This window comes from Paenibacillus sp. Aloe-11, from assembly GCF_000245715.1.
In the GTDB taxonomy this organism is placed as follows: domain Bacteria; phylum Bacillota; class Bacilli; order Paenibacillales; family Paenibacillaceae; genus Paenibacillus; species Paenibacillus kribbensis.
In genome coordinates this window covers 140689-152389 of the sequence record NZ_JH601050.1, presented here as the reverse complement: position 1 = coordinate 152389, position 11701 = coordinate 140689, and the positions used below count along the sequence as shown (strand labels likewise).

Annotated in this window: 11 protein-coding genes and 1 pseudogene; 4 read left to right on the top strand and 8 right to left on the bottom strand. The window is 48.7% G+C overall.

Features of this window, described 5'->3' with window-relative positions; genetic code table 11:
- Window positions 1-347: pseudogene (locus WG8_RS28110) on the bottom strand (cobalamin biosynthesis protein); the annotation flags it as partial.
- Window positions 337-1440 carry a threonine-phosphate decarboxylase CobD gene (gene cobD / locus WG8_RS06790; protein ID WP_007429393.1) on the bottom strand — a complete coding sequence of 368 codons (1104 nt, stop codon included), beginning with the start codon at window positions 1438-1440 and terminating at the stop codon, window positions 337-339. The pseudogene WG8_RS28110 and the gene cobD, both read right to left, overlap by 11 nt.
- Window positions 1441-1601: 161 nt before the next feature.
- On the opposite strand from cobD, the gene WG8_RS06785 reads away from it, so the two are divergent.
- Together WG8_RS06785 and WG8_RS06780 are read left to right on the top strand one after the other, a co-directional pair.
- Complete coding sequence (locus WG8_RS06785; RefSeq protein WP_007429392.1) at window positions 1602-2603, top strand: lipoate--protein ligase; 1002 nt, start codon at window positions 1602-1604, stop codon at window positions 2601-2603.
- A gap of 162 nt (window positions 2604-2765) precedes the next feature.
- Entirely contained in the window at window positions 2766-3566 is an 801-nt protein-coding gene (locus WG8_RS06780) for a Cof-type HAD-IIB family hydrolase (RefSeq protein WP_007429391.1), read from the top strand.
- A 118-nt stretch (window positions 3567-3684) separates the two neighbouring features.
- Here the strand turns inward: WG8_RS06780 and WG8_RS06775 are convergent, their stop codons facing one another.
- Window positions 3685-4596 carry a DMT family transporter gene (locus WG8_RS06775; protein ID WP_007429390.1) on the bottom strand — a complete coding sequence of 304 codons (912 nt, stop codon included), beginning with the start codon at window positions 4594-4596 and terminating at the stop codon, window positions 3685-3687.
- 132 nt (window positions 4597-4728) lie between these two features.
- Here WG8_RS06775 and WG8_RS06770 point away from each other — a divergent pair, with 132 nt between their 5' ends.
- Window positions 4729-6252, top strand: coding sequence for an aminotransferase-like domain-containing protein (locus tag WG8_RS06770; protein ID WP_007429389.1), 1524 nt, complete (start codon window positions 4729-4731; stop codon window positions 6250-6252).
- A 9-nt stretch (window positions 6253-6261) separates the two neighbouring features.
- Here WG8_RS06770 and WG8_RS06765 read toward each other — a convergent pair whose 3' ends face one another.
- The 5 genes from WG8_RS06765 to WG8_RS06745 form a co-directional block, all read right to left on the bottom strand.
- Window positions 6262-7032, bottom strand: coding sequence for an MBL fold metallo-hydrolase (locus WG8_RS06765; RefSeq protein ID WP_007429388.1), 771 nt, complete (start codon window positions 7030-7032; stop codon window positions 6262-6264).
- A gap of 159 nt (window positions 7033-7191) precedes the next feature.
- Window positions 7192-8253, bottom strand: a complete 1062-nt coding sequence (locus WG8_RS06760; RefSeq protein ID WP_007429387.1) for a sulfate/molybdate ABC transporter ATP-binding protein — start codon at window positions 8251-8253, stop codon at window positions 7192-7194.
- A gap of 362 nt (window positions 8254-8615) precedes the next feature.
- On the bottom strand, window positions 8616-9197 hold the full coding sequence (locus tag WG8_RS06755) for a TetR/AcrR family transcriptional regulator (RefSeq protein ID WP_007429386.1): 582 nt from the start codon (window positions 9195-9197) through the stop codon (window positions 8616-8618).
- Window positions 9198-9202: 5 nt separating this feature from the next.
- Window positions 9203-9835 carry a YigZ family protein gene (locus tag WG8_RS06750; protein WP_007429385.1) on the bottom strand — a complete coding sequence of 211 codons (633 nt, stop codon included), beginning with the start codon at window positions 9833-9835 and terminating at the stop codon, window positions 9203-9205.
- A gap of 148 nt (window positions 9836-9983) precedes the next feature.
- Window positions 9984-11339, bottom strand: coding sequence for a glucose-6-phosphate isomerase (locus tag WG8_RS06745; RefSeq protein ID WP_007429384.1), 1356 nt, complete (start codon window positions 11337-11339; stop codon window positions 9984-9986).
- Window positions 11340-11588: 249 nt separating this feature from the next.
- On the opposite strand from WG8_RS06745, the gene WG8_RS28105 reads away from it, so the two are divergent.
- Window positions 11589-11701: NAD(P)-binding domain-containing protein (locus WG8_RS28105; protein ID WP_007429383.1), on the top strand; the 113-nt coding region annotated here is incomplete at its 3' end.

Here is an 11701-nt window from a genome sequence, read left to right as displayed (position 1 = left end):
CCCGCCTGCAACTGGCGGTAGACTGCCATCCCCGCATCCTTGAGTCCTTTGGAAGCGATCGTGGTTGCGATCAGAACGATTTCTGCTCCGACAGACAGCCACGGGTGAATCCAAGCAAGCAAGCGCAGCAGCCCCCAGGCGACCGCAAAGGAGCCTCCTGCCACAAGGAATGGAAGCAGTATGCCCGCGCGTTTCAACCCCCGGTCACTGCTGACCTGACGGCGAATCGCTTTTTCCAACGCTGAAATGGCATGCCCCATGCCGATGACCGGATGCGGCAGCCACCTCGGGTCGCCAATCAGCCTGTCCAGAAAATAGGCCGCCATGATGATCAAGCTAATTGTCACGCCAACGCTCCTCCTCCAGCACTTCACCCAATACAGACAGCAGTATGCCGTTGGCTTCCGCGTCCTTGACCGCAATCCGAAAATGGCTTGTCGTCAGCCCTGGATACATGGCACAGCTACGGATAAGAATCCCGCGTTGTCCAAGCGCCTGCTGTATAGCCGATGCACTCCACGTTCCCGGCGCCCTTGCCAGTATATAATTTGCTTCGCTGGGAATGACACCGCAGCCCCATTCCGCCAACGTGGTCAGCAGACGACCACGTTCGATTGCAATCAGCTCCTGGGTGCGCCGCTCGTAGGTCTCTCCGCTTCGCAGACACGCCTCCCCAGCCAGCAGTGCGAGTCCGTTCACACTCCAGGTCACCTGCTTGGCCGTCATTCGCCGGATATAGTCTGGATGAGCAATCGCATAGCCTAGACGCAGACCAGGAATGGCATAAAATTTAGTCATCGACCGGATCAAAATCACATGAGGATACCGATCCAACACAGGCAGCAGTGAAATTCTCTGCTCCAGTGGGATAAAATCAATGAAGGCTTCGTCCACCACCAGTACGGTATCCGTTTGGCCAGCCGCCTCTGCCAGCGCGCGCAGCTCCTGCTCGCCGTACTGTACACCGTTTGGATTATTCGGCTGCCCCAAAAACAGAACGTCCACCTGCTCCATGAGCTGGAGTATATCCTCCACATCCGCCTTCCATTGCAGGGAAGCTTTGCCGTACACACGGCTAACCTCGGCCCCGAATTTGCCCGCCAGCTCTGCATATTCCGAAAAGCATGGCTCCACCGTACCCACACGTTTGGGAGCCAGTCCGAGCAGCAATAACGCCATGCTTTCAGCCGCGCCGTTTCCGATACTCAGCGACTCGGGTGGAACTTGCAGTCGCCGTGCCAGCATATTTTTAAAATTCCGGTGTCCTGGGTCTGGATAGCGAATCACCGTATCCAACGCACTTTGCAGCATCTCCAGCACCTCGGGCGGCGGTCCAAGCGGATTAATATTGGCGCTAAAATCTACAAAATCCGCAGCCGCTCCGCCAAATGTCGCCGCAGCCGTCTCCCTGTCTCCGCCATGACCGTAAACCTCTATCATTGCCTATCATCCTTTCCGGCCGTTCCTGATCATTTAGCTCCATTATGGGGCTGTTTTTTGCGTCCCGTCAATGCAAATGAGCTTTTGTACATCGCCCACTTGGGTTACAATAGAAGAAGGCACACATAAAATACACAGTTTGTATATACGGAGGAATGGACATGCTGTTCATCGACAACCAGGGCATACACGATCCAGCCATTAATCTTGCCATTGAGGAGTATGCGCTCAAGCATCTACCGCTGGACGACAGCTATCTGTTGTTTTACATTAATCAGCCTTCTATTATTATAGGCAAGCATCAAAACACCATTGAAGAAATCAACGCCGAGTTTGTCAGAGACAATCATATTCAGGTCGTTCGTCGCCTGTCGGGCGGCGGAGCTGTCTATCATGACCTCGGCAACTTAAACTTCAGCTTTATTACCAAGGATGACGGGGAGTCCTTTCATAATTTCCTCAAATTCACGCAGCCTGTTATTGATGCTCTGCGCCAAATGGGTGTGGAAGCCGAAATGACCGGACGCAACGATCTTCAAGTCGGTGAACGCAAAATTTCAGGAAACGCCCAGTTTTCCACACGCGGACGCATGTTCAGCCACGGTACATTGATGTTTAACCTGAATCTGGACAATGTGGCTGCATCCCTAAATGCCAACCCTGAAAAATTCAAATCCAAAAGCACCAAATCCGTCCGCAGCCGTGTTGCCAACATCAGCGAGCTGATGGATCGTGAGATGACTATAGAACAATTTCGTAAGGAGCTGCTGCACTTCATATTCGAAGCAGATCTGGATCAGGTGCCTCAATATAAGCTCACCGATGCCGATTGGGCTAAAATCCATGAAATTTCCAAAGAACGCTATCAATCCTGGGACTGGAACTACGGTCAATCCCCGGAGAGCAATATCAAGCACACCCGAAAATTCCCAGTCGGTATTATTGATATCCGCATGGACCTTAAGGAAGGCCATATCCGTGACATTAAAATCTATGGCGATTTCTTCGGTGTGGGTGACGTAGCTGATATTGAGAATACCCTGCGCGGCAAGCGCTATGATGAAGGCGAGGTTCGTCAAGCCTTGTCCTCTCTCGATTTAAAACATTATTTCGGTAATATTGAGCTGGACGATTTTGTGGGACTTGTATTTTTGGAAGACTAATAGTTACTTTTTCCCATGGTTTCAAGCCAATACTTCAGTAGTTATAAGGGGACAGGCTCTTATAGGAGTCGTCCCCTTTTCTTTGCGATATTGTCATTTTGAATATTATGAGATACAATTTGAGCATTGCCCCATGATAGAGATAAAGGAGAGAATACAGATATGTATAAATTAATTGCTATTGATATTGATGATACACTTATTAATGACCAGAAAGAAGTTACTCCGGCGACACAACAGGCCTTGGAAGCTGCTGTAGCTAAAGGTGTTGTAGTTACTCTCGCTACTGGACGAGCTTACGCCTCCGCACATAAAATTGCCCGTCAAACCGGATTGAACGTGCCGATTATTACGTACCAGGGAGCTTTGGTTAAAAACCTGCTGGATGAAAATGTGCTGTATGAGCGCTATGTTCCACTCGTAGCTGCACGCCGCTTGTATGAATTCTGCCTGGAACGCAATCTGCATTTGCAAACCTATATAGATGACAAGCTGTACACACGTGAAGATAATCAGAAAATCAAGGATTATACCGCGCTGAACAATACGGAATATTTTGTAGAGCCTGTATTCAGTAAAGTTATAGAGCAGCCGGCTCCTAAATTGCTGATCATTGACGAGCCGGAAGTGTTGGACGGACTAATTCCCGAGCTGCGCGAGCTGCTGGGCAGTGAAGTGCATATTACGAAATCCAAGCCTCATTTTCTGGAAATCATGCATCATGAAGGCACCAAGGGCCACGCTCTCGCCTTCCTTGCACACCATTTTGGCTGTGATCTGTCGGAAACGATTGCCATCGGCGATTCATGGAACGACCATGAAATGCTTGAATGTGCTGGTCTCGGCATAGCTATGGAGAACGCCATTCCTGAATTGAAGAAGCTGGCTGATTACATCACTACCAGCAATAACGAAGACGGCGTCAAGCATGCCATCGACAAATTCGTACTGAATGTTGAATGATTTTAAGCTGAAAACCTCCAAGCGTCGCATGGGACTGACTCCATGAACATGCGGCAGCTTTGGAGGTTTTTGTGTTTGTGTCTATAATGCGATGCCTGAATGTAAATGACTCACATTTTCAGACAGCCGAACGCAGCTTTCGTCTGCTCACCAGACGGATGATGCCATTGTTCATGCACATCAACCCGATCACAATGAGCAGCACCCCTGCCAGCATCCACCAGCTTACGTGCTCTCCATATAAAAAAGCCCCCAGGCCTACAGCAATCGGTGGTGAAATATAGAGCCAGGTCGTCGGAAACAGTGGATTCGTACGCTCCATGAGCCAGTAGAACAGTGTATGTGCAATCATCGAACCAAACAGGATCAGATAAAATAACGACCCCATCGCAGGAAGCAGATTCCATTCCCCAGAACCCCACGGTTCCGTGATCGCAGACAGTACTAGCAGCATCCATCCTCCATGAATCATTTGCACCGCATTCAGAACAATCGGGTTTGTTTCACGAAATACATCCATCACACGCTTGGAATAAAGAGCTCCCCCGGAATAACACAGCTCCCCCAGCAAAATGATAAGGCATCCCGCCAGCCACAGGCCGCTGATCTGAACTGCCAATCCGGGCAGCACAACTAGTGCCACACCAAGAAAGCTGATCATGCAGCCAATGACCGTAAACCGTGACGTTTTTTGCCGTAGCAGCATCGATTGCATAATCACGATCATCATCGGTCCGGTAGCTGACAAAATGGCTCCGATCCCCGAGCTGACATATTGCTCTGCCCAATACAAGGCCGAAAAGGTACCGAAGGTCGTTCCTGCTCCAATCCATACCGTTTCCTTACGCCATAATAACGACCATCGCACTTTTCCGGTCAGCCTCATCGCAATAAACAAGATCGCTCCTGCCGCGAAAAAACGAATACCTGCCGATAGAAACGGTGGAAGCCCAGCTTCCACTCCCACTTTTATGGCCAAAAATGTTGTGCCAAAAATAAGACACATAACTGTAAAGGCGATACCAATCATGACACTTCCCTCTCCCTTCTGTTACTCACAAGCATACAAGGAGACAGACAGAACAGATGTGTAACCACAGAACAGTTGTATGCGATATTGAAGTGATGTATAGTACAATACACACAAAGGAGCGTGGACAGCATGGGCAAGAACAACAGCGAATTACTGTTTTCAACAGAGCGTGTTTCAACAGAGCACGTTTCGACCGATCAGTCCTTAAAGTTGTATGAGCAGGTCATTCATTACGTAATTGTGCGGATTGATCGCGGGGACTGGCCAGTAGACGTTAAATTGCCTTCTGTACGAAGCTTGGCTCAGGAATTGGGTGTGCATCGGTTAACCGTCTTCCGGGCATATCAGGAGTTAAAGCAACAGGGGCGTATCTATGTAAAGGATAAATCAGGGTATTACGCTCATGCTTCCCATGCAACCGGACTAAAAAAGTTTGCTGCCTACTCTGATCCTTCATCCATAAAACGAAGCTTGCATTCGGAATCTGCCCTCGCGGCTGACGATCCATCTGTTTCCGCCTGGAGGGGGATGGATGGACTTACCCGTGTTCAGTCCGTCAACGCCGATTTCCAATTTTCCAAAGCGCTAATAGACCCGTCTCTCCTGCCTAACCGCTACTGGGGAGAATTAATGGTGCAGGTTTTTGAAAAGCATCCGAAAGTGGCCGCTACCTATTCTTCTGTACAAGGGGATGCTGAGCTTCGTGCTGCCATGGCCCAGCATTTTAGCGTGGATAAGCATTTTGCTTTATCGACGGACGAAGTGCTGATTACCTCCGGCGCACAGCAAGCCATCGATTTGATTTCCCGATCTCTGATCCGTACAGGGGACCGTGTATTAATCGAACGTCCTGCCTATGGCCCTGCCATAGAAATATTCCGTAGACAAGGCGCGCGGCTGACGATGACGGATATTCGACCGGAAGGTTATGATATGGACCAGATTGAATGGTGCATGAAAACAGAAAAACCGCGTCTCTTTTATATGAATCCGACATTCCACAATCCGACCGGTTTTACGGTACCCGATGAGCAGCGCAAACAGCTGCCCGAACTGGCCGAGCGCTACGGCTGCCTCATTGTCGAGGATGACAGCACCTATGACATCAGCTTTGGGCAAAAGCCACCTTCTCCAATTTTCGCCTATGATATCTCGGGAAGCGTCGTCTACATTCGCAGCTACAGCAAATATGTCGCACCCGGTCTGCGAATCGCAGCCGTGGCCTGTCGGCGTCAGCTTATGGACAGCCTGATGGGCGTCAAAGCGCTGGTGGACAATGGATCGCCGCTGCTGAATCAAAAGCTGTTTTTACAATATTTTCAATCCCCACGTATGCAGCAGCATATTAAAAAGCTATGTATTGCGCTCCAGATTCGTAAGGAAACGATGGAAGACTGTCTCCGCGATTCCGGCTGGACATGGACCAGCCCATCGGGAGGACTCAACCTGTGGCTCCAGTTGCCTTCTGAGCTGAAACCCAATGAACTGCTTGCCAAAAGCATACAGGAGTCTATTTCCTTTGTACCGGGGAATGTATTTGATCCCGTTGGCGCAGAGGGTAAAACGCATATACGGCTGTCCTATTCATACGCCAACGAGCTGCAAATCCAAGAAGGCATCTCCAGACTTCTTCGCATCAGCCAGTCGATATAATGGATATCGCTATTCTAATGGCAGGCTCATGCCGGTCTGTGCCAAGCGAATCCCTTCCAGAAGCCCGTAGTTGCGTGTGACATCCACATCATGGGACATATGTGTGAATACCGTACGATCAGGCTCAAGCCTTCCTACAAGCTCCTGCGCCTCCAGCATGTCATATACCGAGCGGGTCGAATACTCGGCCTCCTCATGATAAAAGCTCGTTCCCAGCACGAGCAAATTCAGATTATGCAAGGGCAGGATTTCTGCCTCATTCAATCCAATCGAATCTGAACAATAGGCCCACGAGAAGCCGTCCTTTTCCAGTCGATAAGCGTAAGCGTATCCGTTCTTGCCGTGATTCAAACGCCAGCCTCGGATATTCCACCCGGCAAGCTGGACTCCCTGATCGACAGGGATGAGATCCAGATGTCCAGATAGCCAGGAAAATTGACGCAGAATCGTGTCAATCACTTCCTGTGGAGCGTACAAGCGGCCTCTATTGCCAGTCCAGCGACAGGCATCCGCCCACTCCGGCAATCCTCCAATATGATCAAAATGTGCATGTGTAACAAGGATCGTGCGGATGAAGCGGAGACCCCGCAATTCTAGCTGTCTGCGCCAGTCCGGGCCACAATCAATCATAAAGTCCTCCGTATCGCTTTCGATCAGGACAGACGATCTCAGCCTTACATTCGCCCCCGTCGAGCGGGCCTCTGTGCATACGGGACAATCACAATATACACGTGGAACACCCATCGCATCCCCCGTGCCAAGAAAAATAAGCCGATTCATGAATTAAACTCCTATCTATCTGAATGGTTATATTACTATTATAGCGAATATACCAATTCTGCGTAAATCCTTCCATCTCCAACGCCAAAAGGAGCATGCCCCAAGCCGTGAAATCAGGCCGGACATCCCCTCATGCGTGATTGCTATACTTGTGAACTTTTAAATCACTATAGGCATTGGATCTTTCTTCAGGCGATTTTCTACCATCCAGCTCGACTGGTCATTATACAGATAGGCCCGATGTACCAGCACTCGCACCTGCTGACCGGGCTCCAGTGTAGACTTTTCCAGCGAACGGTACGTCATAAGCCGCTGATCGCCGACCTGCACTTCAACCATCCATTCACTTCCCCGAAAATGCAAATGCTTCACGATGCCTTCCTCGGTCGCTGACAGAAGCGCAAACTCTTCACTAGGCCCGACATCAATATACTCCGGCCGGATCAAGGCACGCACGCCTGCTCCAGCAGCTTCCTCGAAGCCTTTAAGACTGGATGCCTGTTCGATCACTGTCGATTCACCAATAAAAGAAGCAACGAACGGCGTACCCGGTTTTTTATAAATATCCCAAGGCGTTCCCTTCTGCTCCAGCCGCCCTTGATTAATGACCATAATTTCATCTGCTACCTCAATCGCCTCATCCTGATCATGGGTGACGAAAATGGAGGTAATGCCCACCCGTTCAATCAGCTCACGCAGCCAACTTCGCAGCTCCTGACGGATCTTGGCGTCAATAGCTGCAAAAGGCTCATCCAGCAACAGCAATTGAGGCTCCGGCGCCAGAGCACGCGCAAAAGCAACCCGCTGCCGCTGCCCGCCTGACAACTGGTGCGGATAACGATGCTCGAAGCCTTTGAGCCCGGTCAGCTCGACCAGTTCTGTGACTCGCTCCTTGATATGGGTTTTGGAGCTTTTTTTCACTTTTAGACCAAAGGCAATGTTGTCATACACGCTCATGTGCTTAAATAAAGCATAGTTTTGAAAGACAAAGCCGATTCCGCGCTCCTGCGGGGCCAGATCGTTCACTCTTTTTCCGTGAAAATGGATCTCTCCAGCATCTGGCTGCTCCAGCCCCGCCAAAATGCGTAGAATGGAGGTTTTGCCGCCACCACTCGGACCGAGTAAACCAATTAAATGGCCTGTCTGAATATCAAAAGATACGTCCTTTACCGCATGAAAATTGCCGAAATGCTTGTTCAATCCCCTTACTTCCACATGCATATCCGTACACTTCCTTTCCGCTTCTGAACCTGTTTTAGGAACAGCAGCAGCCTTGCTTTTCGCAAAGCGCGTACCTCATTTAAATTCATTCAATTATTCCAATGTCTATACTATGTTTTTCTTATGTGATACTTTATCAAAGGAAAGCTTTTGTCGTCAACTCTATATATTAGGTTGAGAGCTAAAAGGGCTGACGGGCCATAAAAAAAGACGATGATGTTCTCCTCCTGGATTCATCATCGTCTGTTAAATTCTTAGTCGCTTTCGCAAAGTAACGTAATGATTAGTCACCGTCTTGAAGTACGTATATCCAAATAAGCGCCCTACAAGTACATAGCCGAGGCATGTGAATGCAGGTGCGCTCATAGGTTTCTGCACAACAGCTTTACATGTGCTAAAGCAGCGGGTCTGATCTCTTCAAAGGTTAAACCATCCTGGATATAAAATGACACAAAGCCGTGCATGGATAAAAACAGGCTTTTCGGTACCCATGAGCACGCTGCCTCCGAATGCCCCTGATCATTCAATTCCTGACGGATCATGGACGCAAACAATTCCACACAACGGTTTTGCTCTGTGCGACAATATGCAAGCAATTCTTCATCATGCATCATAAACATAATTTCGTACTGATAAGGATTTTCCAAGCCAAAACGGATAAATTCCAGCATCAGGTACTCCAGTCTGCTCAAGCCACCCTCAGGCGTACCTGTTGCTGATTGCAGCAAAATTCCGCGCAATGTATTAAAATCCTCAATTACAATGGCGTAGAACAGTTCAGCCTTCTCTTTAAAATGATAATATAACGAACCATGACTGTAACCCAGATGCTGGCCAATGCTGCGCATTGAAATCGCACGGTAGCCCTTGGTAATAAACAAGTGCCTGGCCGCTTCCAGAATCCGCCCTCTTGACAACTCCTGTTCCACTGCTCTTCTAGCCATATTATTTATTCCCCTTCAATAAAGTAAAGCTGCTCTCCCTCCGACACAAGTGATTGCCCCTGTGTCAAGTCTGTTATCCAGTTGCTGAAGGATTCAGCATCACCAGCCAGCGGCAGACAGGTTAACGTAACTTTATCCGTAAATATGGTTTCTCCAGTACGGATGCTGCGATTCCGCAATTCATTTTCAACTTTACCCAACCAAGTATAATCCAATTCCACAAAAATTTCACGATGCAGCACACGCGTAATCGCATCGCCTGCCTCGATGGCTGCAACAGCACCGTCTGAGTAGGCACGAATCAGACCGCCTGCTCCCAACATAATACCACCAAAGTAACGGGTAACGACAATCGCCACATTTTTCAGCTTCTGATTACGGATCACCTCCAAAATGGGCTTCCCAGCCGTGCCACTCGGTTCTCCATCATCCGATTGCTTCTGGATTTCGTCTCTTTCACCAATCATGTAAGCTGAACAATTATGGGTTGCATTCCAGTGCTCTTTTTTGATGCGTTCTATGAAAGCCGTGGCTTCTTCCTCGGTTTGAACAGGCTGAATATGGCCGATAAAACGGGATTTACGGATCACAATCTCCTTGCTGCCGGAACCGCGTACGGTTCGGTATTGTTCCAACATATTACGTATACCCTTCCTTACTTCATTTTACAAGAAAGCAGTCCCCCGCTTCTGGCAGCCGGTGAACTGCTTTCCTGTACTTTATCTGAGGCTACAACCTATGATACTCTGCCTGAAACCCTGCTTCGGATCAGAGATTCCAGTTTCCTTATTCGGACAATCTCGCTTCAAGCTCAGCTTTTTGTTTTTCGAAGCCCGGCTTGCCGAGCAGCGCAAACATATTCTTCTTGTACGCTTCTACGCCCGGTTGATCGAACGGATTTACGCCCAGCAAGTAGCCGCTGATGCCGCAAGCTTTTTCGAAGAAATAAGCCAGATACCCGAAGGAGTAAGGGCTCAGATCAGGAATATTTACAATCAGGTTTGGCACTTGTCCGTCTGTGTGTGCCAGCAACGTACCCTGGAATGCTTTTTTGTTTACAAAATCCACAGTTTTGCCTGCCAGGAAGTTCAGTCCGTCCAGATCATCCTGATCCGCCTCAATAGTGATGTGACTAGGCACATTTTCTACCTGGATAACTGTTTCAAAAATGTTGCGGCTGCCTTCCTGAATGAATTGTCCCATGGAGTGCAGGTCTGTTGAGAAATCCACGGATGCAGGATAGATGCCTTTATAATCCTTGCCTTCGCTTTCGCCGTACAGCTGTTTCCACCACTCGGATACGAAATGCAGGGAAGGCTCATAGTTTACGAGAATTTCAATGGCTTTGCCTTTACGGTACAAAGCGTTGCGAACGGCTGCATATTGATAAGCCTCGTTCTCAGCTACGTTCGGGTTGCTGTACTCTTTGGATGCGGCTGCCGCTCCCTGCATCATTTCCTCAATGTTAATGCCAGCTGTAGCAATCGGCAGCAAGCCTACTGCTGTCAGTACAGAGTAACGGCCACCTACATCATCAGGAATAATGAAGGACTCATAGCCTTCTTCGTTAGCGAGTTTTTTCAGAGCGCCGCGTTCTTTATCTGTTGTTGCGTAGATACGTTTGCGCGCTTCTTCTTTACCGTATTTTTTCTCCAGAGCCGCACGGAATACGCGGAAAGCGATAGCTGGCTCAGTAGTCGTACCTGATTTGGAAATAACATTGACGGAGAAGTCTTTTCCTTCAATCAGTTCCAACAGATGATTCATATATGTAGAGCTGATGTTGTTGCCTGCGAAAAAGATAGCCGGACCTTTGCGTTGGTCTTTGGACAGTGCATTGTAGAAAGAATGCGACAGCATCTCAATTGCAGCACGTGCCCCAAGGTAAGAACCGCCGATACCGATGACGATCAGTACTTCGGAATCGCTTTGGATTTTAGCTGCAGCCTTTTGGATACGCGCGAATTCTTCTTTATCATAATTGGTAGGCAGGTCAATCCAACCCAAGAAATCGGAGCCTACGCCTGTTTGGTTGTGCAACTGCTCATGAGCCAGCTTGATGGGCTCTGCAAAATAATCAATTTCGTGCTGACCTACGAAGGAGAGTGCTTTAGTGTAATCAAAAATAACTTTTTTAGACATGTTTGGAACCTCCTGTTTGGTATTACTAAGACCATGAATACGAACATAAGGACTTAGGAATAGGATACTTTAATTTGCAGGGCCTGACAAGCTTACGTTACCTGTATGTCGAGTGCCTTGACAGGCCCATGTGGTAGATAGGGTGGCATGCCCGTGCTACAATAAACTAAGATCAACCTGTTAAACATTCATTTCAAGCCGAATTCGCTCTTATCGGACGCTATCCTCCAACAAGAAAGGTGATTAGCAATGAAAAACATCGGATTTATCGGACTGGGCACCATGGGCGCCCCGATGGCATCCAATCTGCTGAAGCAGGGATTTGGAGTCACTGTTTATAACCGTACGGCTTCACGCTGCGA

Excerpts from the sequence above, each read along its gene's own strand:
- cobD (WP_007429393.1), bottom strand. The coding sequence starts at position 1,440 with ATGATAGAGGTTTACGGTCATGGCGGAGACAGGGAGACGGCTGCGGCG.
- WG8_RS06785 (WP_007429392.1), top strand. The coding sequence starts at position 1,602 with ATGCTGTTCATCGACAACCAGGGCATACACGATCCAGCCATTAATCTT.
- WG8_RS06780 (WP_007429391.1), top strand. The coding sequence starts at position 2,766 with ATGTATAAATTAATTGCTATTGATATTGATGATACACTTATTAATGAC.
- WG8_RS06775 (WP_007429390.1), bottom strand. The coding sequence starts at position 4,596 with ATGATTGGTATCGCCTTTACAGTTATGTGTCTTATTTTTGGCACAACA.
- WG8_RS06770 (WP_007429389.1), top strand. The coding sequence starts at position 4,729 with ATGGGCAAGAACAACAGCGAATTACTGTTTTCAACAGAGCGTGTTTCA.
- WG8_RS06765 (WP_007429388.1), bottom strand. The coding sequence starts at position 7,032 with ATGAATCGGCTTATTTTTCTTGGCACGGGGGATGCGATGGGTGTTCCA.
- WG8_RS06760 (WP_007429387.1), bottom strand. The coding sequence starts at position 8,253 with ATGCATGTGGAAGTAAGGGGATTGAACAAGCATTTCGGCAATTTTCAT.
- WG8_RS06755 (WP_007429386.1), bottom strand. The coding sequence starts at position 9,197 with ATGGCTAGAAGAGCAGTGGAACAGGAGTTGTCAAGAGGGCGGATTCTG.
- WG8_RS06750 (WP_007429385.1), bottom strand. The coding sequence starts at position 9,835 with ATGTTGGAACAATACCGAACCGTACGCGGTTCCGGCAGCAAGGAGATT.
- WG8_RS06745 (WP_007429384.1), bottom strand. The coding sequence starts at position 11,339 with ATGTCTAAAAAAGTTATTTTTGATTACACTAAAGCACTCTCCTTCGTA.